A 22,017-nucleotide genomic window follows, 5' to 3' on the forward strand; every position below is an offset into this window, starting at 1 on the left:
CAAGCATGCCCACGCCCACCAAGGGCCCCCGCCTCGGCGGCAGCCCCGCTCACGAGCGGCTGATGCTGGCCAACCTGGCCACCGCGCTGTTCCAGCACGGCAAGATCCAGACCACCGAGACGAAGGCCCGGCGGCTGCGTCCGCTGGCCGAGCAGCTCATCACCAAGGCCAAGCGCGGCGACCTCGCCGCGCGGCGGCGGGTGCTGGGCGTCGTCAAGGACAAGGACGTGGTCTACGCCCTGTTCGACCAGATCGCGCCCCGGTACGCCAACCGCAACGGTGGCTACACCCGGATCGTGAAGACCGGTCCGCGCAAGGGTGACGCCGCTCCGATGGCGATCATCGAGCTCGTCGAGGAGCTGCAGGTCGCCGAGCCGAAGGCGAACAAGAAGACCGCCGCCCGCAAGGCCGCCCAGCAGGACAAGGTCGAGGCCCTCGCCCCGGCCGAGGAGACCCCGGCGTCGGCCCCGGCCGACCAGGACTCCGAGCCGCCGATCTCGGCCGCTGGCGACACGGCCCAGGCGCGCGAGGACGACGACGAGGCCAACGAGACCAAGGCCTGAGCAGAGGCACCACCGTCGGGCCCGGCACCCCTGCGTGGGGTGCCGGGCCCGACGGCGTCAACGGGAGGTACGAGGTGGACGAGCGGACCCGGCTGCGGCTGGACGTCTCGTACGACGGCACCGACTTCTCCGGCTGGGCCGCCCAGCCGACCCGGCGCACCGTCGCCGGGGTGCTCGTCGAGACGCTGGACCTGGTGCTCGGTGCGGGCACCGCGACCGGGCTGACCGTGGCCGGCCGGACCGACGCCGGCGTGCACGCCACCGGGCAGGTCTGCCACCTCGACCTGCCCACCGCCGTGTGGCGGGAGCACGAGGTCCGGCTGCTGCGCCGGCTGGCCCGGCTGCTCCCCACCGACGTTCGGGTCTGGGCGATGACCGAGGTTCCGGCCGACTTCGACGCCCGCTTCTCGGCGACCTTCCGTCGCTACGAGTACCGGGTCACCGACGCCCCCTGGGGTGCCGAGCCGCTGCGCCGCCGCGACACCCTGGCCTGGCCCAAGCCGTTGGACCTGGCCGCGTTGAACGCCGCCGCGGCCGGCCTCGTCGGGGAGCACGACTTCGCCGCGTACTGCCGGCGGAAGGAGAACGCCACCACGCTGCGCGAGGTGACCCGGCTGGACTGGCGGCGCGACCCGGACGGCATCCTGGTCGCCACGGTGCAGGCCGACGCGTTCTGCCAGGCGATGGTGCGCAGCCTGGTCGGCGCGATGCTGGTGGCCGGGGACGGCCGCCGGCCGGTCGGGTGGCCGGCGAGCCTGCTCACCCGCCGGGAACGCTCCAGCGAGGTCACCGTGGCGGCGGCCCACGGGCTGACCCTGGTCGCGGTCGGCTACCCGGACGATCCGGCCGGGTACGCCCGCCGCGCCGACCTGACCCGCCGGCTCCGGGTGCCGGTGGTCGAGGGCTGACCCCGCCCGCCATGCAACGGCGGGCCGCCGTGTCGCCGGTCAGTTGGCGGGCGGCTCCTGGCCGTCGCGGGTGCCCTCCTGGCCGGCGGTGCCGTCCGTCGGGGCGTCGGTGGGCTGGCTGGCCACGCCGGCGTTCGCCCGCCGCTCCAACACCCCGCGGTTGAGGTACACCTCGATCATGTCGTACAGGATCTCGCGGACCTTGGCGTCGCTGGCGGTGATCCGTTCTCCGTCGGCCCGGGTCACCACGCAGTACGCGAGGTAGTGGCCGCGTACCTGCCAGCCGACCCGGGCGGCGGCGCTCGCCACGGCCTCGGTGTCGTTCCCGGCGGCCATGCCCCGGAGGCGGCCCTGCCGCTCGTCGAGCAACTGCCGCATCCGGTCCCGAGCCCGCTGGGCGCTGGCCAGGTCGGTCAGGTTGAACAGCCCGGCGGTGAGCAGGTGGGCGCCGTCCGGGGAGCGGAGGGTGGCCCGGACCACCTGGTTGCAGCCGAGCCGGACCAGCAGGTCGGCGACCTCGCCGGTCGCCGCGACCGCGCAGCTGCCGCTGGAGTGGGTCTTGAGCACCGGGTAGGCCGGCTGGCCGTCGGTGACCACCAGCGCCTTGCCGGGGAAGACCTCCCTGACGGTCAGCGCCAGTTGGTCGGTGTCCCGGGAGTTGAGGTCGGCCCCGTCGTCCGGCGCGGCCGACTGCTCCACCACCGGCTGGTCGGTCGGCGCGGCGCCCTGCGGCGTGGTGGTCCGGTCCTGGAGCAGGGCGGCGGCGGCCAGCCCGCAGAGGGCGAGCAGCACCAGGACGGCCGCGCCGCCGATCAGCACCTGCCAGGTCCGGCCGCCCCCGCCGGTGCGGTCGGCGCGACGGGACCGGGGCAGGTCCAGCAGCTCGCTGGTGCCGTGGGCCTCGGTCGGAGGCGTCGCCGTGGGGATGCCGGACGTCGTCGCCGAAGGCTGCGACAGGCCGGCGGGCACGGGTTGTGGCCCCGGAACGGTGGCCCGGGGTGGGGCCGGGTCGACCGCGGGTCGGGTCGGGCTCGCGTCGGCAGCCACCGGCCGGGCCGGCCGGGCCGGTGACGGCAGCGACGGGGTCGGGAAGCGGGACGGCGAGGGCCCGGCGGGCGGAGGCGCACCGGCGCCGAGCACCGACAGGTCGGACTCGGGCTCCGGGTACTCCAGGAAGGCGTCCTCATCGGACTCGTACCGATACACCATGTGGCCACACTAGGGCCGATTGTCCCTTTAGGGGGTAATATTGGGAAATTCCAGCGGAGGTGGCGTGGCGTGCTGTCCGAGACGCCGTCCACGGACCCTCGCCGGGCCGGTGCGACAATGCGGGACGTGACCGGCGACCACTACTTCACCGCTGAACCCACGACCGCGGCCCAACCGCGCGAGGTCGAGTTCTCCGCCGCTGGGCGCGACTTCAACCTCACCTCGGCCGGCGGCGTCTTCTCCGCCGACCGCCTCGACCCCGGCACCGCAGTGCTGCTGCGCAAGGCGGAGCTGCCGTCGCCCGGCGAGACCGGGCCGCTGCTCGATCTGGGATGCGGATTCGGCCCGATCACCTGCGTGCTCGCCACCTGCGCCCCGGGCGCCACCGTCTGGGCGGTCGACGTCAACGAGCGGGCCCGCGCCCTCACCGCCGCCAACGCCGCGCGGGTCGGCGCGGCCGACCGGGTGCGGGTGGCGGCCCCGGACGACGTTCCGGCGGACCTCGCCTTCGCCGAGCTCTGGTCCAACCCGCCGATCCGGATCGGCAAGGCCGAGCTGCACGAGCTGCTGCGCCGCTGGCTGCCCCGGCTCGCCCCGGAAGGCGTCGCCTGGCTGGTCGTCGCCCGGCACCTCGGCGGCGACTCGCTGCACCGCTGGCTCGTCGAGCAGGGCTGGCAGGTGGAACGGCACGCCAGCCAGAAGGGCTACCGGGTGTTGCGGGTCACCCGGTAATCGAGTGTCGCCCACCCGGCCACTCCGGCAGGATGCCGGCGTGGGATACGTGGACGTGGCAGCGGTCGGGCACATCCTGCCCGACGGTCGGGAGCTCTTCTCCGACGTGTCGTTCCGGGTCGGTGAGGGCGCCAAGGTGGCCCTGGTCGGGCCGAACGGCGCCGGCAAGACGACCCTGCTGCGGATGGTCGCCGGTGACCTGCCGGTGAAGACCGGCGCGGTCGCCCGCTCCGGCGGCCTCGGCGTGATGCGGCAGTTCATCGGCATGATCGGGGACGACACCACGCTCGCCGACCTGGCGCTGTCGCTCGCCCCGCCGGCGCTGCGCGCCGCCGGCCGCCAGCTCGTCGTCACCGAGGCGGCCATGCGGGACGCCGAGGTCCGCGGCAAGTACAGCACCGCCGCCGGCAAGGCCCAGCTCGCGTACGCGGACGCGCTCGCGGCCTGGGGCGAGGTCGGCGGGTACGACGGCGAGGTGCTCTTCGACACCGTCGCCACGATCGTGCTCGACCTGCCCTGGGACTCCGCCCGGGAGCGGCCCGTCCGGACCCTCTCCGGCGGCCAACAGAAGCGCTTCGCCCTGGAACTGCTGCTCCGCGGCACCGACGAGGTGCTGCTCCTCGACGAGCCGGACAACTTCCTCGACGTGCCCGGCAAGCGGTGGCTGGAGGCCAGGCTGCGGGAATCCGGCAAGTCGGTGCTCTACGTCTCGCACGACCGGGAGCTGCTGGCCCAGACCGCCGACCGGGTGGTCGCGGTCGAGGGCGGCAGCGCCTGGGTGCACCCGGGCGGGTTCGCGAGCTGGTACGAGGCGCGGGTGGCCCGGCACGCCCGCCTCGACGAGCTCCGCAAGCGCTGGGACGAGGAACACCAGAAGCTGCGCGAGCTGGTGCTGATGTACAAGCAGAAGGCCGCGTACAACTCCGACATGGCCTCGCGGTACCAGTCCGCGCAGACCCGGTTGCGCAAGTTCGAGGAGGCCGGGCCGCCCCCCGTACCGCCCAAGGACCAGGATATCCGGATGCGCCTCACCGGCGGGCGGACCGGCAAGCGCGCGGTGATCGCCGCGCAGCTTGAGCTCGACGGCCTGACCTACCCCTTCGACCTGGAGATCTGGTACGGCGACCGGGTCGCGGTGCTCGGCGCGAACGGCACGGGGAAGTCCCACTTCCTCCGGCTGCTCGCCCGGGGCGGCACCGACCCGGAGCCGGCCAACACCCCGGTCGACGGGGCGGGCGCGCTCGCGCCGGTCACCCACGACGGGGTGGTGCGGCTCGGCGCCCGGGTCCGGCCCGGGCACTTCTCGCAGACCCACGACCGGCCCGAGCTGATGGCGAAGACGCTGGTCGACATCCTGTGGCGGGGCGACGAGCACCGCGCCGGGATGGACCGGCACGCGGCCATGGCCGCGCTCAGCCGGTACGAGCTGGCCGGCCAGGGTGACCAGCGGTTCGGCACCCTCTCCGGCGGGCAGCAGGCGCGGTTCCTGGTGCTGCTGCTGGAGCTGTCCGGGGCGACCCTGCTGCTGCTCGACGAGCCGACGGACAACCTCGACCTGGCCTCCGCCGAGGCGTTGGAGGCGGGGCTGACCGCGTTCGAGGGGACCGTGATCGCGGTGACCCACGACCGGTGGTTCACCCGCTCCTTCGACCGGTTCGTGCTGTTCCGGGGCGACGGCGAGGTGGTGGAGACGACTGAGCCGGTCTGGGACGTGAAGTGATCGGCGCGGAGTTGGTCGACCGGCTCCGCGGGTGAGCAGCCGCTGCATCCGGGGAGCGAAGTTGGGCGGCAGCGGTCGCGAGGTGATCCCGGCTCTGCCGGAGGATGCTTCGCGGCCGCTACGAAGCTGATGTCGTGAACGAATCACCCCTCGTGCCGGGGCGGGGCCGTGGCCGCGACGCCCGAGCCGTCCGGGGTCAGCGGTCCGCCGCCCGTGGGACCGCCGGACCGGCCCGGGCCGTCCGTCGGCCGGCTGGCCCGACGACCACAACCCGGCGGGCATAGGGTGGATCTCGTGACTGAGATGACCTACCGCCGGTTGGGCGACTCCGGGCTCGTGGTGTCCGTGGTCGGCATCGGCTGCAACAACTTCGGCCGCAAGCTCGACCTCGACGGCACCCGGGCGGTGGTGGACGGCGCCCTCGACGCCGGGATCAACTTCTTCGACACCGCCGACATCTACGGCGAGCCGCAGGGCGGCTCCGAGGAACTGCTCGGCCAGGCGCTCAAGGGCCGCCGGGACGACGTCGTGGTCGCCACCAAGTTCGGCATGGACATGCACGGCCTCAACGGCCCGGACTTCGGCGCCCGCGGCGCCCGCCGCTACATCGCCCGCGCGGTCGAGGCGTCGCTGCGCCGGCTCGGCACCGACCACATCGACCTGTACCAGATGCACGAGCCCGACCCCGGCACCCCGATCGACGAGACCCTCGCCGCGCTGGACGACCTGGTGCGGGCCGGCAAGGTCCGCTACCTCGGCAACTCGAACTTCGCCGGCTGGCAGATCGCCGATGCCGACTGGACCGCCTCCTCCCAGGGGCGGGCCCGCTTCATCAGCGCGCAGAACCACTACTCGCTGCTGGAGCGGTCCGTCGAGGCCGAGGTGATCCCCGCGTGCGAACGGTTCGGCCTCGGCATGCTGCCGTTCTTCCCGCTCGCCAACGGGCTGCTCACCGGCAAGTACAAGCGCGGCGAGGCGCCGCCAGCCGGCAGCCGGCTCTCCGGCGGCGGCCGGTACGCCGAGCGCCTGGCCGCCGCGGACTGGGACACCATCGAGGCGATCGAGGCGTACGCCGCGGAGCGCGGGATCACCACGCTCCAGGTGGCCATCGGCGGGCTGGCCGCCCGCCCCGCGGTGACCTCGGTGATCGCCGGCGCCACCACGCCCGAGCAGGTGCGCGCCAACGCCGAGGCGGGCACCTGGCAGCCGACCGACGAGGACCTCGACGCCCTCGACGCCATCCTCTGACAGCACCCGCCCGCCACCCTGCCCGGACCACGCCCGGCCGCCCCACCGTGGGCGACCGGCGTGCCGCACGCCGCCCGGGCACTGCACCGCGCCCGCACCGCGCCGCACCGTGCGTAAGTGCCGTGTCAGGCCGTGCCCGCGCACCTGCACCGGGCCGTGCCCTGAGCGCTGCACCGGGGCGTGCCCCTTGGGCACGTCGGGGAAGAGCCGTCGCCAAACCGGTCCACGCAGCATCGTCCAGGTGAGCAGTCCGTCGGCGACGGCCCGGCTGCCGCCGAACGGCAGGAACGACAGCCGTCGGGGAACGCGCGGGCCGCGGGCATCCGGACAGCATGGCGTGAGCGGGCGGTCACCCGCTGCCCCCGACGTCGACATCGGACGGTCAGTGGGAAAAGCGGACCCCCGCTCTTGGCGGATCCGCCCATCCGTCGTACGGTGGGCCGCAAGTGACCCACGGGAGCCCGGTGCACCGGGCTGAGAGGGGGGCTGAAGCCCCCGACCGTCGAACCTGATCCGGGTAATGCCGGCGCAGGGAGGAGTGTTGCCGTGCCGCCCCTGGGACGACTGCATCTGATCACCGACACCCGGCCGGGGCGGGACCCGCTCGCGGTGCTGCGTGCCGCCCTGCCGGTGGCCCGCGCCGAACTGGTCGTCCAGGTCCGGGTGGAGGACGACGCCACCGATCGCCAGGCGTACGAGCTGGCCCGGCGGGTGGTCGCGCTCTGCCGGCCGTACGGGGCGACGTGCCTGGTCAACGACCGACTGCACGTGGCGCTCGCGGTCGACGCCGCGGGTGGGCACGTCGGCGCGGAGGACCTGCCGGTGCGGGCGGCCCGTCGGGTGCTCGGCTCGACCGCCGTGCTCGGGGCGACCGCGCGGGAGCCGGTGAGCGCCGCCGAGGCGGTCGCCGCCGGGGCCAGCTACCTGGGCGTGGGCCCCTGCCACCTCACCGGCACCAAGGCCGGTCTGCCCGCGCCGATCGGCCCCGCCGGGGTGCACGCGGTCGCCGAGGCGGTGGAGGTGCCGGTGATCGCCATCGGCGGAGTGACCGCCGCGAGCGTGCCCGCGCTGCGGGCCGCCGGGGCGTACGGGGTGGCGGTGGTCGGGGCGCTCTCCGGGGCCCCGGATCCCGCCCGCGCCGCCGCCGAACTGCTCGGGGCGCTGACGTGCTGACCCGACCGGACGTCGCCGTGGTGGGGGCGGGACCCGTCGGGCTGGCGATCGCCTGGCGCTGCGCGTCGCGTGGCCTGCGGGTGGTCGTGCACGATCCGGCCCCGGGTTCCGGGGCGTCGCACGTCGCGGCGGGGATGCTCGCGCCGGTGGCCGAGGCGTACTTCGGGGAGCCCGAGCTGACCGGGCTGCTCGCCGAGTCCGCCGCCCGCTGGCCGGGCTTCGCCGCCGAGCTGGCCGAGGCCGCCGGCACCGGATTCGGGTACCGCACCGAGGGCACGCTGGTGGTCGGGCTCACCGGCGACGACCTGGCCGAGGCGCGGCGGCTGTGGTCGTACCAGCAGGGGTTGGGGCTGCCGATCACGCCGCTGCGCCCGTCGGAGCTGCGGGAGCGCGAGCCGGCGCTGGCGCCGCGGGTGCGCGGCGGCGCGGTCGCCCCCGGCGACCACCAGGTCGACCCGCGGCGGCTGGTCGCCGCGCTGCGGGCGGCGGCCGAGCGGGCCGGGGTGACCCTGCTGCCGGGCCGCGTCGCCCAGCTGTCCGACGTGGACGCGGGCGTCACCGTCGTGGCGGCCGGCTGCGGGGCGGCGGCGCTCACCGGGCTGCCGGTCCGGCCGGTGAAGGGGCAGGTGCTCCGGCTCCGCGCGCCCGGTCGCGGCGCGCCGGGCTTCCGGCACGTGATCCGGGGGTACGCGGACGGCGAGGCGGTCTACCTGGTGCCCCGGGACGGCGGCGAGGTGGTGGTCGGGGCGACCGTCGAGGAGCGCGTCGACACCGAGGTGACCGCCGGAGCGGTGCTGCGGCTGCTCCGCGCCGCCGTCGACCTGGTGCCCGAGCTGGCCGAGTACGACCTGGTCGAGGCGTCCGCCGGGCTGCGCCCCGGCACGCCGGACAACGCGCCGATCGTCGGGCCGCTGCCCGGCCGACCCGGCGTGTTCGCCGCCACCGGGCACCACCGGCACGGCATCGTGCTCACCCCGGTCACCGCCGACCTGGTCGCCGACCTGATCGTCACCGGCGAGGCGGACCCGTTGCTGACGCCCTTCCGCCCGGACCGGTTCGCCGCTTTCCCGCCGGCCGACGCCGGCAGCCCCGATCCGGACTGCGCCGGCGACGGCCGGTTCGCCGGGGCCGGCACGCCCGGTCCGATCGGGGTCGGCCCGACGTCCGAGAAGGAGCAGACGTGGAACTGACCGTGAACGGGGCCGGGCGGACCGTGCCCGGCGGGGCGACGGTGGCGGACGTGGTCCGGGCGGTCACCGCCCAGCAGCGCGGCCTCGCGGTCGCGGTCAACGGCGAAGTGGTGCCGCGCGGCGGCTGGCCGGCGACGGTGCTGCGGGACGGCGACCGGGTCGAGGTGCTCAGCGCCGCCCAGGGCGGGTGAGCGCGGTGACCTTCACGATCGGCGGCGAGACGTTCGGCTCGCGGCTCATCCTGGGCACCGGCGGCGCGGCCAACCTGCACGTGCTGGAGCAGGCGATCCGCGCCTCCGGCACCGAGCTGGTCACCCTGGCGCTGCGCCGCGTCGGCACCGCCCCCGGCACCGCCGGCGGACTGCTCGACCTGCTCGACCGGTGCGCGGTGCAGGTGCTGCCGAACACCGCCGGCTGCCACACCGCCATCGAGGCGGTGAAGGTGGCCCGCCTGGCCCGGGAGGCGTTCGACACCGACTGGGTGAAACTGGAGGTGATCGGCGACGAGCGCACGCTGCTGCCCGACGGAGTGGAACTGCTGCGCGCCGCCGAGGAGCTGGTCGCCGACGGGTTCACCGTGCTGCCGTACACCTCGGACGATCCGATCCTGGCCCGCCGGCTCGCCGACGTGGGCTGCGCCGCGGTGATGCCGGCCGGGGCGCCGATCGGCTCCGGGCTGGGCGTCACGAACCCGCACCACATCCGGTTGATCCGGCAGAGCGTGGCCGTGCCGGTGATCCTGGACGCCGGCATCGGCACCGCCTCCGACGCGGCGCTCGCCATGGAGCTGGGCTGCGACGCGGTGCTGCTGGCCAGCGCGGTCACCCGGGCCGCCGACCCGGTGGCGATGGCCACCGCCATGCGGTACGCCGTCGAGGCCGGCCGCCTCGCTCACGACGCCGGCCGGATCCCCCGCCGCTTCCACGCCCTCCCCTCCACTCCCGACGAGGGAAGGCCCGCCCTGTGACCCGGGCGGCGGTGATCCCGGTGGCGGGCGAAGGGCTGGGCCGCGCCCGGCGGGTGCCGGCGGGCCTGGTGGTGCTGACCGAGCGGCGGCTGGCGCGGCGGCCATTGGACGAGGTCATCGCGGCGGCCGTCGTCGGGGGAGTGCGCTGGGTGGTGCTGCGGGAGAAGGACCTCCCGCGCGCCGAACGGGCCGCGCTCGCCGCCGACCTGCGCACGATCCTCACCGAGGTCGGCGGCACCTTGATCGTCGCCGGCCCCGACCCCCTCAACGGCGACGCCATCCACCTGCCCTCGGCGGGACCGTACCCACCGCCCCGGCTCGGCATGGTCGGCCGCTCCTGCCACGACGGGGCGGAGCTGCACCGACTCACCACAGAGGACTACGCCACCCTCTCACCTGTCCACCCGACCAGGACCAAACCCGGCTACGGCCCACCCCTGCACCCACACGGGCTGCGGGAGCTCATCCGGCAGAGCCCCGTGCCGGTCCTGGCACTCGGCGGCGTGGAGACACCGCAACAGGTCACCGCCTGCGTGGAGGCGGGCGCGGTCGGAGTGGCGGTGCTCGGTGCCGTCATGCGAGCCGAGGACCCGACCGAGGCAGCCGCCACGCTGACCGAAGCCTTCAACGAGGCGGCCGCAGCCCTCAACCGCAACCACCGGGGGAGACTGTGACTCCGACCACCATCCTCACCATCGCCGGCTCCGATTCCGGCGCCGGAGCCGGGATCCAGGCCGACCTCAAGGTCTTCGCCGCCCTCGGCGCGTACGGCACGTCCGTCATCACCGCCGTCACCGCGCAGAACACCCGGGGCGTCGACGCCGTCCTGCCGCTGCCACCCCGCACGGTCACCGAGCAGCTCGACAGCGTGCTCGCCGACTTCGGCGTACGGGCGGTGAAGACCGGCATGCTCGGCACCCCGGCGGTCGCCGACGTGGTGGCGGACGCGGCGCGGGCCGGGCGCCTGCCGCGCCTGGTCGTCGACCCGGTGCTGGTCGCCACGAGTGGACACCGGCTCGGCGTGGTGGAGGCGGTCGAGCGGCTGCTGCCGTACGCGGAGGTGGCGACGCCGAACTGCGCGGAGGCCGCGGCCCTCACCGGACGCCCGGTGACCACGGTCGAGGAGATGGTCGCCGCGGCCGAGACGCTCGCGGCCGGCGGCCCGGCGCACGTGGTGGTGACCGGCGGCGACGTGGACGCGGCCGGCGAGTCGGTCGACGTGCTGGTCGGCGGCGGGACGACCACGCTGCTGCGCGCGCCGCGGGTGGCGACCCGGCACAACCACGGCACGGGCTGTTCGTTCTCGGCGGCGGTCGCCGTCCGGCTGGCGGCGGGCGACCCGGTGCCGGTCGCGGTAGCCGCCGCCAAGGAGTACGTCACCCGGGCGCTGACCGGCGCGCGGGGTTGGGAGCTGGGCGCGGGACGCGGCCCGCTGGACCACTTCGGCTGGTCCTGTTGACCATCAGGGAGGCTGTCATGCAGGCACGTCGCAAGGTCTACGCGGAGGGGTCGCGGCCGGACGTCCGAGTGCCGTTCGCCGAGGTGGAGCTGGCCGGGGACAACCCGCCGCTCCGCCTCTACGACACGTCCGGGCCGGGTTCGGACCCGGAGGTGGGGCTGCCGCCGCTGCGCGGACCGTGGATCGCTGCCCGGGGCGACGTGGCACCGGTGCGCGGCGCCGGGACGCCGCTCGCGGGCGCGGACGGCAGGCGGCCGACGCAGCTCGCGTACGCCCGGGCCGGCGTGGTGACGCCCGAGATGGAGTTCGTGGCGATCCGGGAGGGTGTCGACCCGGAGTTCGTCCGGGCGGAGATCGCCGCCGGTCGGGCGGTGCTGCCGCTCAACGTCAACCACCCCGAGTGCGAGCCGGCGATCATCGGCAAGGCGTTCCTGGTCAAGGTGAACGCCAACATCGGTACGTCGGCGGTCACCTCGTCGGTGGCCGAGGAGGTGGAGAAGCTGACCTGGGCGACCCGGTGGGGCGCGGACACCGTGATGGACCTGTCCACCGGCAGGCGGATCCACGAGACCCGCGAGGCGATCGTGCGGAACTCGCCGGTGCCGATCGGCACCGTGCCGATCTACCAGGCCCTGGAGAAGGTCGGCGGTGACCCGGTGAAGCTGAGCTGGGAGGTGTTCCGGGAGACCGTCGTGGAGCAGGCCGATCAGGGCGTGGACTACATGACGGTGCATGCCGGGGTGCTGCTGCCGTACGTGCCGCTGGCGGTGGACCGGGTCACCGGGATCGTCTCCCGGGGCGGCTCGATCATGGCGGCCTGGTGCCTGGCGCACCACCAGGAGAATTTCCTCTACACCAACTTCCGCGAGCTCTGTTCGCTGCTTGCGAAGTACGACGTCACCTTCTCGCTGGGGGACGGGCTGCGGCCGGGGTCCATCGCGGACGCCAACGACGAGGCGCAGTTCGCCGAGCTGCGTACCCTCGGCGAGTTGACCAGGGTCGCCTGGGAGTACGACGTGCAGGTGATGATCGAGGGGCCGGGTCACGTGCCGATGCACAAGATCAAGGAGAACGTGGACCTCCAGCAGGAGTGGTGCCACGAGGCCCCGTTCTACACCCTCGGTCCGCTGACCACCGACATCGCGCCCGCGTACGACCACATCACCTCGGCGATCGGCGCGGCGATGATCGGCATGTTCGGCACGGCGATGCTCTGCTACGTCACCCCGAAGGAGCACCTCGGGCTGCCGGACCGGGACGACGTGAAGGCGGGCGTGATCGCGTACAAGATCGCGGCGCACGCGGCCGACCTGGCCAAGGGGCACCCCGGGGCGCAGGCCTGGGACGACGCGCTGTCCAAGGCCCGGTTCGAGTTCCGCTGGGAGGACCAGTTCAACCTCTCGCTCGACCCGGAGACCGCGCGGGCGTACCACGACGCGACGCTCCCCGCCGAGCCGGCGAAGACCGCGCACTTCTGTTCGATGTGCGGGCCGAAGTTCTGCTCGATGAAGATCACCCAGGAGCTGAAGGAGTACGCCGCCCGGGGCATGAGGGACAAGTCGGCGGAGTTCCTGTCCGCCGGCGGTCGGGTCTACCTCCCGCTCGCCTGAGGTCACGCCGGTCGGGCCGTCCCGCGCGGTCGGCCCGACCGGCGTTCCGGTCAGTCCCGGTGGTGCCGCCCGGTACGCAGCGAGCCCGAGTCGCCGTCCGCGGCCGGCCGGCCCAGCCCGGTGACCCAGTCGACGTACTCCTCGTCGTGCGGCGGCACCGGCTCCGCCTCGCGGCTGTTCCGCTCCGCCGTGCTCTCCTCGCCGCCCTTCGCCCGGTTCCGCCGGAACAGGCCACGGCGGGACCGGCCCTTTCCGGTGCCGGCCTCCTCATCGCCGTCGGCCGCGGAAGGAGACTGGTCGTCGGTCTCCCGCCCCGGGTCGTCGGCCTGGTGTGCCCGCTCGCCGCCGGGGGAACCGGCTGGTGCCGGGTCGACCGCGCTCGGCCCGACTGCGCGCCGCGCGTTCGCCAGGGCGTCCCAACTGGCCGCGCGGTCCAGGTCGGGCAGCGCCCGGTGCCGGGGGCGCGGCGCCGGCGCGGCCGGGGTGCCGCTGTCGACGGCCGCGGTGGCGTCCGTCGTGGGCCCGGTCGGGGCGGCGGCCGGCCGGGGGGTGGCCGGCCCGGCCGGCGCGGGCGCGACCGGCCAGGCCGGCCGGACGTCGCCGCGCCGATCCGCGTCGCCGGAGAAGATCGGGCGGGGGCTCGGCGAGAAGCCGTGCCGAGCCTCCGCCGCAGCGCCGTCGGGCGTCGCCGGCGACTGGTGCGCCGGGCCGGCGGGCGGTGCCGCCGGCAGCCTCCCGCCGGGTCGGCCGGTGCCTGTCGCGATCCCCGGCGCGCGGCTGGCTCCTGCGGCACCGAAGGGATCGGCGGTTCCGGCCCGGTCCGCGGCGGTGGCCTCATCAGCGGCGGTGGAGCGGTCGGCGGTGCTGGACCGGTCGGCTCCGCTGGACCGGCCGGCGGCGCTGGACCGGCCGGCGGCGCTGGACTGCCGGGCGGCGGTGGCCGGGGCAAGGTCGGCGGCGGACGTGGCGGTCGGCGTCGAGGGCGAGATGGCCGTCGGCAGGTCCGTGGTGGAAACGGTGGTTGCCACGTCGGCAGGCCGGGATGTGGCGGCCACCGGTGCGGGGCTGGTGCGGGCGGGGTCGCCGTTCGATGTCGGGTGCCCGGTCTCCGGTGCGGCGTCGGTCGAGCTCGGCGTCGGGGCGGTCGCCGTCGGCTCGGCCGACCGCGACCTGCGGGCCCGCTTCGGCCGGCCCGTCGACGACGTCGGGGACGCCGACCGGGACCCGGCGGGCGAACCGGACCGGGACGCCGGGGCGTGGGCCGCCGTACCGGTCAGCCCGGTCAGGGCGGTGCCGTCCGGACCGCCCACGCCCGGTCCGGGCGCGTCAGTTTCCGGCGTGCGTGCCGACTCGACGTCGGGCGTGGCCGCTCCGCCCCCGGCGGTGGCCGCCGGCGCCGGGACGACGGGTCCGGGCACCTCCGCGCCGACCTTGGGCGTCGCCGTCCTGGGCGAGGGCGCGGGTGCCGCTGCCTCGGCCGACGGGCCGGGGGTCGCCGTCCCGGGCATGGGTGTGGCCGCCTGGGCCGAAGGAGCGGGCGTCGCCGTCCCGGTAGCGGGCGTGGGCGCCGCCTCCGGGGCCGAGCGGCCGGGTCTTGGCGTGGGTGTCGCCGGGGCGGGCACGGTCCCGGCCGCGGTCGTACCGGGTCGCGTCGCCTTCGGCGTCGACGTCCGACCGGCGGCGACCACGTCCACGGCCGAGATGCGCCTCGCCGACGAGAGCGGGGTGGGTGCCGGAAGGCTCTGAGTCGGGTCGTCGGCGTCCCGTTCGATCACCGGACCGGCCCCGGCCGCTCCGATCGCGGCCGGCGGGCCGATGGTGCGGTCGCGGGCCACGGCGCCGGACGCCGGGGCGCCGGCGAGGCGAGCCGGGTCATCCTCGGCGGCGGAGACGGGAGCCGGGGTCACGAGGTCACGGTCGTCGGCGGGCGCGACGGGCGGGGTTGCGAGGTCGCGGTCGTGGGCGGGTACCACGGACCGGGCCGCGAGGTCGCGGTCGTCGGCGGACGCCGGGACGGGGGCTGCCGGGCCCCGGTCGTCGCCGGAACGGGCGTTCCGACGAATGGTCGGCCGGGCGACGCCGGGCGGTGCCGGCGTCGGCGTGCCGCTGGACGCCACGGGCCATTCCCAGTGTGCGGGGGTGGGTCGGTTGGCGCCGGCCGGGTGGGTGTCCCGGGCGGCCGACTGGGTGCCGAGGTCGACAGCGCTGCCACCCGCGGCCGCGGTCGGTGCGCCGGCACGGCTCGGGTCGGCCGAGGAGGCCGGGTGGTCCTCCGTCCGGTCCACCGGGGACCCCGCCGAGGAGGCGGTGGGCCCGGTCGGGAGGGGCTGGAGGATGTCGGTCGGCTCGATGGCCCTGGTCGCCGGCGTCTCGGACGGTCGACGCAGCACGGTGGCGGCCGTCGAGCCGAGCGCGCCGGCGGCGACCGCGATGAGCGCCCCGTAGTAGGGTGCGAGCTGGTACCGGTCGGCCGCGTCGCCGGGGCCGGCGGTCAGGTAGGCGAACGCCACCAGGACCGGGCCGGCCGCGCCCGCGGCGCCGCCGACCAGCGGCTGGTGGCCGTGCCGGCGGGCCAGCGCGCCGACGGCCGCGCCGGCGAGCAGCGCCACCGTGGGCAGGACCAGCATGGCCAGGCGCTGCGCCGTCGCCGCGTCCAACCACGACGGCTCCAGGACCCCGAGGCGTACGGTGGGCAGCGGCCCGGTCGAGGCCAGCGCCGGCGCCACCGAGATCAGCGCGAGCAGCCAGAGCACGCCGCCCGTCATCACGATGTTCCAGCCCAGCGGCGGGTTCAGCAGTACGGCGAGCGCCGCCCCGGCGCCGACCACCGCGCCGAGGATGGCGCAGATGCCGACCGCCCAGACCGGGTCGACCGTGCCGCCGATCTCGGTCGCGCGGGCGGGCTGCATGCACAGCGGCGCGACGACGATCGCGCCCAGCGCGGCGGCCCCGGCGACCGAGAATTGTTCGGTGGTGCCGCCCGGGAACCCGTACCGGCGGGCGAGTCGTCCGGTGACGACGGCGCCGGCCACCGCGGCGACCGCCGCGAACCAGGCCACCCAGACGAGCTGGGCCAGCCACCGGTTGACCGAGCCGTCGGTGAACGCGCCGTTGAGGCGCACGATGCCGAACCCGTACGCGATGCCGAGCTGGCCGGCCCCGGCCAGCACGCTCACCCCGAGCGCCGTGAGCAGCAGCCTGCCCCACGTCCGAAAGGCCATGTCGGGCACGTTACGGCGCGGTGCGCCCGATCGCCACCTTGACGCAGCGCGGCGCGGCGCGCGCCGCCGGTGTGGCTACTTCAGCTCGACCAGGCGGGCCAGATAGGTCGTGTCCCCGACATTGGTGAGCAGGTGCACGGCGCCCGGGTCGCGGTAGACCACCCCGCCGGTCGGTTCGTCGGCGTCGATCCGGGTGCCGTCGACGGTCTGCACCACGTTCTTCGCGCCCTGGATCGCCACCACCAGGTACGGGTGGTCGTGCCGGTGCAGCGGCTGCCGCTCGCCCGGCTCCAGCCGGATGTGCCAGACCCGCACCCGGTCGTTCTCGTAGACGACCTCCTGGCCCACCGGGCCGAGTTCGACGTCCTGGGACAGTTCGGTCATCGGGTTCCGTCCAGCTGGGGGAGCACCTCGGCGGCGATGAGCTCCAGGTGGTCGAGGTCGGCGAAGTCGATCAGCCGCAGGTGCACCCGGGTGGCGCCGATCGCGGCGAACTCGCCGAGCCGGTCGACCAGCTGCGTCGGGGAGCCGACCACCGGGTCCTCCGGCGGCAGGGCGCTCTTGACGTGCAGCGGCGCGGCCCGCCGCTGCGCCTCCGCGTCGGTCCGGCCGATCGCCACCACGATCCCGGCGGAGAGCACCAGCGGTGCCCGCCCGGACTCCGTACGGCCGGTGCGCTGGCACGCCTCGGTCACCCGCTCGTACGCGGCGGCCGTCTCGGCGACGCTCTTGAACGGCATGTTGAACTCGTCGGCGTACCGGGCGGCCAGCTCGGGGGTGCGCTTGGGGCCGCGGCCGCCGACGATCACCGGCGGGCCGGGCCGCTGCACCGGCTTGGGCAGCGCGGGCGCGTCCGCCAGCCGGTAGTGCTCGCCGGTGAAGCGGTACGTCTCGCCGGGCGGGGTGCGCCACAGCCCGGTGATGATCTCGAGCTGTTCGGCCAGCCGGTCGAACCGCTCGGTCACCCCCGGGAAGGGGATGCCGTAGGAGAGGTGTTCCCGCTCGTACCAGCCGGCGCCGATGCCCAGCTCGACCCGGCCGCCGCTCATCTGGTCGACCTGGGCCACCATCACCGCGAGGGGCCCGGGGAGCCGGAAGGTGGCCGAGCTGACCAGGGTGCCGAGCCGGATCCGGGAGGTCTCCCGGGCCAGCCCGGCCAGGGTCAGCCAGGCGTCCGTGGGACCGGGCAGCCCGGGGTCGTCGCCCATCGACTGGTAGTGGTCGGCGCGGAGGAAGCCCTCGAACCCGGCCGCCTCGACCAGCCGGGCGAACCGGAGCTGGTCGTCGTAGCTGGCCCCCCGGTGCGGCTCGGTGAAGACCGACACCCGCATGGTCACCGCCCTCCCGTGCCGGACCCCGCCGGCGTCTCCGCCGGGCCGGCCGCCGCCGCGTCCTCGGTCTGTGCCGCGACGACCGGGACGTCCCGTTCCATCAACAGCTCGTGCAGGTCGGCGCTGACCTGGGCCACCTCGGCCAGGTGGGCGTTGCGACCGAGGGTGCGGGGCCGGGGGATGTCCACCTCGAGGATCTTGCGGATCCGGCCGGGGCGGGGGCTGAGCACGACGACCCGGTCGGCGAGCAGCACCGCCTCGTCGATCGAGTGGGTGACGAAGACGATGGTCGCGCTCGTCTCCGTGTGCACCCGCTGGAGTTCGCCGGAGAGCTCTTCCCGGGTGAGCGCGTCGAGCGCCGAGAAGGGCTCGTCCATCAGCATCACCCGCGGTTCGCCGATCAGCGACCGGCACAGCGAGACCCGCTGCTGCATGCCGCCGGAGAGCTCGTGCGGCAGGCGCTTCTCGAAGCCGCCGAGGCCGGCCAGGTCCAGCAGCTCCCGGGCCCGCTCGCGGTGCCTGGCCCGGCTCCAGCCGAAGATCTCGACCGGGAGCAGGACGTTGTCCAACACCGAGCGCCAGGGCAGCAGGGCGGGCCGCTGGAACAGCATGGCGATGTCGCGGCGGGGCCGGGTGATCGGCGTGCCGGCCACGGTGATCTCGCCCTCGGTGACCGGCAGCAGCCCGGCGATCATGCGGAGCAGGGTGGACTTGCCGCAGCCGGAGCGGCCGAGGACGGCGACGAACTCGCCCTCCGCGACGTCGAGGTCGATGCCGCGCAGCGCCTCGACGCGACCCGAGCGGCCGTCGAAGGTGCGGGACACCGCGGACAGCTTGATCATCTCCGGCCGGCTCCCTCCCGCTCGACGACCACGAGCCCGGCAAGGGTAACCGGATGTCGTCCCTATAGCACCGTCCAGGATGGACGATGGTCGGTTTCCGTTCCGCAACTTCGTTTCCGTTCCGCAACCGGTACGCCCGGCCTTGCGACGCTGCCCTTCTCGTACGCTGTGCCCGCGAAGAGTCCCCTCACGACGGTCCCGTCGGCTGCCCCCTCCTGCCGGCACCGTCGGACCCACGACCCGTCCGGGTGGCATGACCTGGTCGGAAAGGACATGGTGCACTGATGAGAAGGCTGACCCGTACGGTCGCCGCGGCCGCGCTGGCCACCGCCCTCGCCCTGGTCTCCGGCTGCAGCAGCGGCTCGGACAAGTCCGGCGACCCCAAGAGCGCGGGTGCCGGGACGGTGGAGAAGGTGACCTATCTCACCTCGTTCGGCAACTTCGGCCGTGACTCCTACGCCTGGGTGGCGAAGGAGAAGGGCTTCTTCAAGGACGCCGGCTTCGACGTGGAGATCAAGCCCGGCCAGGGCACCGGCGCGGTCATCCAGACCGTGGTCGGCGGCCAGGCCGACTTCGGCCCGATCGACCTCACCGGCGGCATCCTCCAGCTCGGCAACGGCCAGGCCAAGGACTTCGTCGCGGTGGCGGCGATCCAGCAGCGCACCATGGCCGCCATCGTCTCGGTCGAGGGCAAGAACATCGCCACGCCGAAGGACCTGGAGGGCAAGAAGCTCGCCGACACCCCCAGCTCCGTCGTGCGCAACCTCTTCCCCACGTACGCCAAGCTGGCCGGCGTCGATGCCAGCAAGGTGACCTGGGTCAACGGTGAGCCGCAGACCCTGATGGGCACGCTCGCCTCCGGCTCGGTCGACGGCATCGGCCAGTTCGTGGTCGGTCAGCCCACCGTCGAGGCGGTGACCAAGAAGAAGCCGGTCGTACTGCCGTACAGCAACGTCATGCAGGACCTCTACGGCAACGCGCTGATCACCTCCACGAAGATCGCCAAGGAGAAGCCGGAGATGGTCAAGCGCTTCACCGCGGCGCTGCTCAAGGGCCTGGAGTACGCCCTGGCCAACCCGCAGGAGGCGGCGGACATCCTGAAGAAGAACGTGGCCGCCACCAACCCGGCCGCGGCCGCCGCCGAGCTGCAGCTGATGGCCGCGTACGTCCGGTCCAGCAACTCCGGCACCGCGCTGGGCACCCTGGACAGCGGCCGGGTCGCCAAGAGCATCGCGCTACTGCAGGGCGCGGGCGCGCTCAAGCAGAACCTGACCCCCGACCAGATCATCGACTTCAACCTCGCGCCGAAGGCCTGACCGGTCGACCCGGAGATCGGGGGTGCGGCCCGCCGGGGTTCCGGTGGGGCGCACCCCCTTCGCGTGCCGGTCGTGGGGCCGGCCGAGCAGAGGAGGACACCTTGACGGAGTTGACCCGGAGCCGGGCCGGCACGCCGGCGCCGGTGCGGTCCACGACGGAGCCGGCCGCGCCGCGCCGGGGCGGCGTACGCCCGGCGGCGGTGGGGCTGCCGGCGCTCGGGCTGCTGATCGCGGTGACGGTCTGGTGGACGGTGACGTCGGGCCTGCACCTGGTCCATCCGGCGTCCCTGCCGCCGCCGCAGGCGGTGTGGAGCGCGCTGACCGAAACGAGCGACGTGCTGCTGCCGGCGCTGGGGATCACCACCGCGATGACCGTCCTCGGCTTCCTGCTCTCCTCGGTGGCCGGCGTGCTGATCGGCATGGCGCTGGCCGCCTCCCGGCGGGTCGAGCGGATGTTCGCGCCGCTGCTGGTGGCGATCAACGCGGTGCCGAAGATCGCGCTCGGCCCGCTGCTGGTGGTCTCGGTGGGCTGGGGTCAGAAGCCGATCCTGACCATGGTGTTCCTGCTCTGCTTCTTTCCGATCGTGCTCTCCACCGCGACCGGGCTGACCACCACCCCGGCCGACCTGGCCGACCTGGCCCGGTCGCTGAACGCCTCCTGGTGGCAGTCGTTCCGCAAGGTGCGCTTCCCGGCCGCCCTGCCGCAGATGTTCGTCGGGTTGAAGGTGGCGATGCCGCTCGCCGCGATCGGCGCGGTGATCGGGGAGTTCTACTCGGACAAGCCCGGGCTGGGCTTCCAGATCCTCCAGTACAACGGGATCGGGGACACCGCGACGGCCTGGGCGGCGATCGTGCTGATCGCGCTGATGAGCATCCTGCTGTACTCCGCCCTCAGCCTCGTCGAGCGCCTCGCCCTCCCCTGGGTACGCGCCACCACCTCATCCCGCTGACCGGGTGATCCTGGAGGGAAGTCGCCCCTGGGCGGGGGCCACTTCCCTCCCAGGATCCCGACGAGTTCAGCCCGCCAGCCGCCAGCGGCCGCCCCTGGCGACCAGGGTCGTCAGCGCCTGGGGCATCAGGCCGGAGTGGTTGTCCGGGGTCATCCGGATCGGGCCGGAGAGGCCGTCCAGCTGCGACGTCTCCAGGACGTCGCGGAGGGCGTTCCGGTCCACTCGGCCGGGCTCCCCGCCGGAGCGCAGCTCGGCGTCCGCGATGAGCTGGACCGCGTCGGCGGCGAACGACGAGAAGCCGTGGTACCCGCCGAACCGGGCGGTGTAGTCCTGGAACCACTGGCGACGGGCCGCCTTGGCCGGGGTGGTGGCGATGACGTCGTCGATCACCATGGTCTGGGTGAAGATCAGGGTCGCCTTCTCGGTGGTCCGCGCCGAGCCGCCGAGGAAGAGGTCGCCCGCCGCCGACGCGTCGAAGAAGAGCGACCCGGTGAACTTCTCCTGCCGGGCGCTGGCGGCCGCGAGCGACGCCTGCTCCGGCGGCGTCCAGACGATCAGCGCCTGGGGCCCCCGCTCCACGAGTGCCGAGACCTGGCTGGTGACGTCGGTGTCGGTGGTCCGTACGGCCTCGGCGCGCAGCACCCGGATGCCGGCCTTGGCGAACTCGCCGCGCAGCGCGGTCAGCCCCTCCTTCCCGTAGTTGTCGGCGGTGTGCAGCACGGCCACCTTGCGGATGTTGCGGCGGGTCAGTTCGGTGGTGAGCGCGCCGGCGCTGTCCACCGCGTTGGGGGCCAGCTTGAAGACGTACCGGCGCTGCGCGATCGGCTCGGTGACGGCGCCGGAGGCGGCGAGCGCGATCGTCGGAATGCGCTTCTCGTCGATCGTGCGTGCGGCGCCCACCGCGCATTCGTTGCAGCCGCCCATGATGATGGCGCTGACGTTGGAGTCGTTGCTGAAATCGTTGATGTTGCGCAAGGATTCGGCGGCGTCCGAGCGGTTGTCCTTCACCTTGAGCTCGATCTTCCGGCCGCCCAGTGCGCCGGAGGAGTTCAACTGCTCGACCTTCAGTTCCAGCGCCCGCTGGTACACCTTGCCCACCGGTGCCGAGGCGCCGGAGAGTTCGAGGTCCGCGGCGATCACGATCGGGCTGGTGTCCTGCTGCTCCTCGCCGAACTGGCAGCCGGTGAGCGTGGTGGCCAGCACGGCCGATGCGAGCGCGGCGATGCTCGCGGAGCGGATGGGGCTCAACTCAGTCCTCCAGGTGCGGCGCGGGCGCAGCCCGATCACCGCCGCTTGTCCGTCCTCAGTAGAGAACGGGATTGGTCTGCCGTACGGTGTGCGCGAAGCCTGCAAAACCTTGCCAACGCCGGGCCCTGTGGTCAAGCGCGGAAGCCGGGAGCCGTTTTCGGGACGCTCATCCCACATGGTGGGGACATCGAATGTTTACGGTTGCTCACTTTGCCGGATCGACCGACCACGCTGGACGCACATGCCCTGTTCAGGGGGCTGGGGAAAAGAAGGTAATAGTTGACCGCAGACCGGCTTGAGTGCCCGCCGACCGATTCCTGCCTCACTGCG

The 22,017-nt window shown here is 74.5% G+C and carries 20 protein-coding genes and 1 riboswitch; of the genes, 14 read left to right on the forward strand and 6 right to left on the reverse strand.

Annotated elements, in window-relative coordinates; translation table 11 throughout:
* Window positions 1–5: 5 nt before the first annotated feature.
* Window positions 6–563, forward strand: coding sequence for a 50S ribosomal protein L17 (rplQ, locus tag GA0070613_RS12885; protein ID WP_089012517.1), 558 nt, complete (start codon window positions 6–8; stop codon window positions 561–563).
* A 74-nt stretch (window positions 564–637) separates the two neighbouring features.
* Window positions 638–1,471: a tRNA pseudouridine(38-40) synthase TruA gene (truA, locus tag GA0070613_RS12890; protein ID WP_089012518.1), complete on the forward strand. Its 834-nt coding sequence runs from the start codon at window positions 638–640 to the stop codon at window positions 1,469–1,471.
* Between the two features lie 39 nt (window positions 1,472–1,510).
* Here the strand turns inward: truA and GA0070613_RS12895 are convergent, their stop codons facing one another.
* Window positions 1,511–2,680, reverse strand: a complete 1,170-nt coding sequence (locus GA0070613_RS12895; protein ID WP_172875806.1) for a hypothetical protein — start codon at window positions 2,678–2,680, stop codon at window positions 1,511–1,513.
* A gap of 126 nt (window positions 2,681–2,806) precedes the next feature.
* On the opposite strand from GA0070613_RS12895, the gene GA0070613_RS12900 reads away from it, so the two are divergent.
* The 10 genes from GA0070613_RS12900 to thiC all read left to right on the forward strand — a co-directional run bounded on the left by GA0070613_RS12900 (window position 2,807) and on the right by thiC (window position 12,779).
* On the forward strand, window positions 2,807–3,412 hold the full coding sequence (locus GA0070613_RS12900; protein WP_089015911.1) for a class I SAM-dependent methyltransferase: 606 nt from the start codon (window positions 2,807–2,809) through the stop codon (window positions 3,410–3,412).
* A gap of 40 nt (window positions 3,413–3,452) precedes the next feature.
* On the forward strand, window positions 3,453–5,132 hold the full coding sequence (locus tag GA0070613_RS12905) for an ABC-F family ATP-binding cassette domain-containing protein (protein WP_089012519.1): 1,680 nt from the start codon (window positions 3,453–3,455) through the stop codon (window positions 5,130–5,132).
* Window positions 5,133–5,417: 285 nt separating this feature from the next.
* Window positions 5,418–6,380 carry an aldo/keto reductase gene (locus GA0070613_RS12910; protein WP_172875807.1) on the forward strand — a complete coding sequence of 321 codons (963 nt, stop codon included), beginning with the start codon at window positions 5,418–5,420 and terminating at the stop codon, window positions 6,378–6,380.
* A 444-nt stretch (window positions 6,381–6,824) separates the two neighbouring features.
* Window positions 6,825–6,932: riboswitch (TPP riboswitch) on the forward strand.
* On the forward strand, window positions 6,927–7,553 hold the full coding sequence (gene thiE, locus GA0070613_RS12915; protein ID WP_089012521.1) for a thiamine phosphate synthase: 627 nt from the start codon (window positions 6,927–6,929) through the stop codon (window positions 7,551–7,553). Its footprint overlaps the riboswitch before it by 6 nt.
* Window positions 7,547–8,743: a glycine oxidase ThiO gene (gene thiO / locus GA0070613_RS12920; protein ID WP_089012522.1), complete on the forward strand. Its 1,197-nt coding sequence runs from the start codon at window positions 7,547–7,549 to the stop codon at window positions 8,741–8,743. Before thiE ends, thiO begins: the two co-directional genes overlap by 7 nt.
* Window positions 8,734–8,934, forward strand: a complete 201-nt coding sequence (thiS, locus tag GA0070613_RS12925) for a sulfur carrier protein ThiS (RefSeq protein ID WP_089012523.1) — start codon at window positions 8,734–8,736, stop codon at window positions 8,932–8,934. The genes thiO and thiS overlap by 10 nt, the downstream gene beginning before the upstream one ends.
* On the forward strand, window positions 8,931–9,710 hold the full coding sequence (locus GA0070613_RS12930; RefSeq protein ID WP_089012524.1) for a thiazole synthase: 780 nt from the start codon (window positions 8,931–8,933) through the stop codon (window positions 9,708–9,710). The genes thiS and GA0070613_RS12930 overlap by 4 nt, the downstream gene beginning before the upstream one ends.
* 53 nt (window positions 9,711–9,763) lie before the next feature.
* Complete coding sequence (locus GA0070613_RS12935; protein ID WP_089015912.1) at window positions 9,764–10,384, forward strand: thiamine phosphate synthase; 621 nt, start codon at window positions 9,764–9,766, stop codon at window positions 10,382–10,384.
* Window positions 10,381–11,169, forward strand: coding sequence for a bifunctional hydroxymethylpyrimidine kinase/phosphomethylpyrimidine kinase (thiD, locus tag GA0070613_RS12940; protein ID WP_089012525.1), 789 nt, complete (start codon window positions 10,381–10,383; stop codon window positions 11,167–11,169). Before GA0070613_RS12935 ends, thiD begins: the two co-directional genes overlap by 4 nt.
* A gap of 17 nt (window positions 11,170–11,186) precedes the next feature.
* Window positions 11,187–12,779, forward strand: a complete 1,593-nt coding sequence (thiC, locus tag GA0070613_RS12945; RefSeq protein ID WP_089012526.1) for a phosphomethylpyrimidine synthase ThiC — start codon at window positions 11,187–11,189, stop codon at window positions 12,777–12,779.
* Window positions 12,780–12,829: 50 nt separating this feature from the next.
* On the opposite strand, the gene GA0070613_RS12950 is transcribed toward thiC, so the two are convergent.
* The 4 genes from GA0070613_RS12950 to GA0070613_RS12965 form a co-directional block, all read right to left on the reverse strand.
* Window positions 12,830–16,000, reverse strand: a complete 3,171-nt coding sequence (locus tag GA0070613_RS12950; protein WP_089012527.1) for a hypothetical protein — start codon at window positions 15,998–16,000, stop codon at window positions 12,830–12,832.
* A gap of 75 nt (window positions 16,001–16,075) precedes the next feature.
* Window positions 16,076–16,384, reverse strand: a complete 309-nt coding sequence (locus GA0070613_RS12955) for a cupin domain-containing protein (protein ID WP_089012528.1) — start codon at window positions 16,382–16,384, stop codon at window positions 16,076–16,078.
* Window positions 16,381–17,331 carry an LLM class F420-dependent oxidoreductase gene (locus GA0070613_RS12960; protein ID WP_089015913.1) on the reverse strand — a complete coding sequence of 317 codons (951 nt, stop codon included), beginning with the start codon at window positions 17,329–17,331 and terminating at the stop codon, window positions 16,381–16,383. The genes GA0070613_RS12955 and GA0070613_RS12960 overlap by 4 nt, the downstream gene beginning before the upstream one ends.
* 2 nt (window positions 17,332–17,333) lie before the next feature.
* On the reverse strand, window positions 17,334–18,173 hold the full coding sequence (locus GA0070613_RS12965) for an ABC transporter ATP-binding protein (protein WP_231929766.1): 840 nt from the start codon (window positions 18,171–18,173) through the stop codon (window positions 17,334–17,336).
* A 284-nt stretch (window positions 18,174–18,457) separates the two neighbouring features.
* Between GA0070613_RS12965 and GA0070613_RS12970 the strand changes: the two genes are divergently transcribed.
* Window positions 18,458–19,489: an ABC transporter substrate-binding protein gene (locus GA0070613_RS12970; protein WP_089012529.1), complete on the forward strand. Its 1,032-nt coding sequence runs from the start codon at window positions 18,458–18,460 to the stop codon at window positions 19,487–19,489.
* Window positions 19,490–19,632: 143 nt separating this feature from the next.
* Window positions 19,633–20,439, forward strand: a complete 807-nt coding sequence (locus GA0070613_RS12975; protein WP_231929826.1) for an ABC transporter permease — start codon at window positions 19,633–19,635, stop codon at window positions 20,437–20,439.
* A gap of 66 nt (window positions 20,440–20,505) precedes the next feature.
* Here the strand turns inward: GA0070613_RS12975 and GA0070613_RS12980 are convergent, their stop codons facing one another.
* Window positions 20,506–21,687, reverse strand: a complete 1,182-nt coding sequence (locus tag GA0070613_RS12980; RefSeq protein WP_089012531.1) for an ABC transporter substrate-binding protein — start codon at window positions 21,685–21,687, stop codon at window positions 20,506–20,508.
* Between the last annotated feature and the right edge of the window lie 330 nt (window positions 21,688–22,017).

The sequence above is a fragment of the Micromonospora inositola genome (genome assembly GCF_900090285.1).
GTDB lineage: Bacteria > Actinomycetota > Actinomycetes > Mycobacteriales > Micromonosporaceae > Micromonospora > Micromonospora inositola.

What these genes read in the sequence shown, in the direction of transcription:
- GA0070613_RS12960 (WP_089015913.1), bottom strand. Translation starts at nt 17,331, where the DNA reads ATGCGGGTGTCGGTCTTCACCGAGCCGCACCGGGGGGCCAGCTACGAC.
- rplQ (WP_089012517.1), top strand. Translation starts at nt 6, where the DNA reads ATGCCCACGCCCACCAAGGGCCCCCGCCTCGGCGGCAGCCCCGCTCAC.
- GA0070613_RS12970 (WP_089012529.1), top strand. Translation starts at nt 18,458, where the DNA reads ATGAGAAGGCTGACCCGTACGGTCGCCGCGGCCGCGCTGGCCACCGCC.
- GA0070613_RS12950 (WP_089012527.1), bottom strand. Translation starts at nt 16,000, where the DNA reads ATGGCCTTTCGGACGTGGGGCAGGCTGCTGCTCACGGCGCTCGGGGTG.
- GA0070613_RS12965 (WP_231929766.1), bottom strand. Translation starts at nt 18,173, where the DNA reads ATGATCAAGCTGTCCGCGGTGTCCCGCACCTTCGACGGCCGCTCGGGT.
- GA0070613_RS12895 (WP_172875806.1), bottom strand. Translation starts at nt 2,680, where the DNA reads ATGGTGTATCGGTACGAGTCCGATGAGGACGCCTTCCTGGAGTACCCG.
- thiC (WP_089012526.1), top strand. Translation starts at nt 11,187, where the DNA reads ATGCAGGCACGTCGCAAGGTCTACGCGGAGGGGTCGCGGCCGGACGTC.
- GA0070613_RS12955 (WP_089012528.1), bottom strand. Translation starts at nt 16,384, where the DNA reads ATGACCGAACTGTCCCAGGACGTCGAACTCGGCCCGGTGGGCCAGGAG.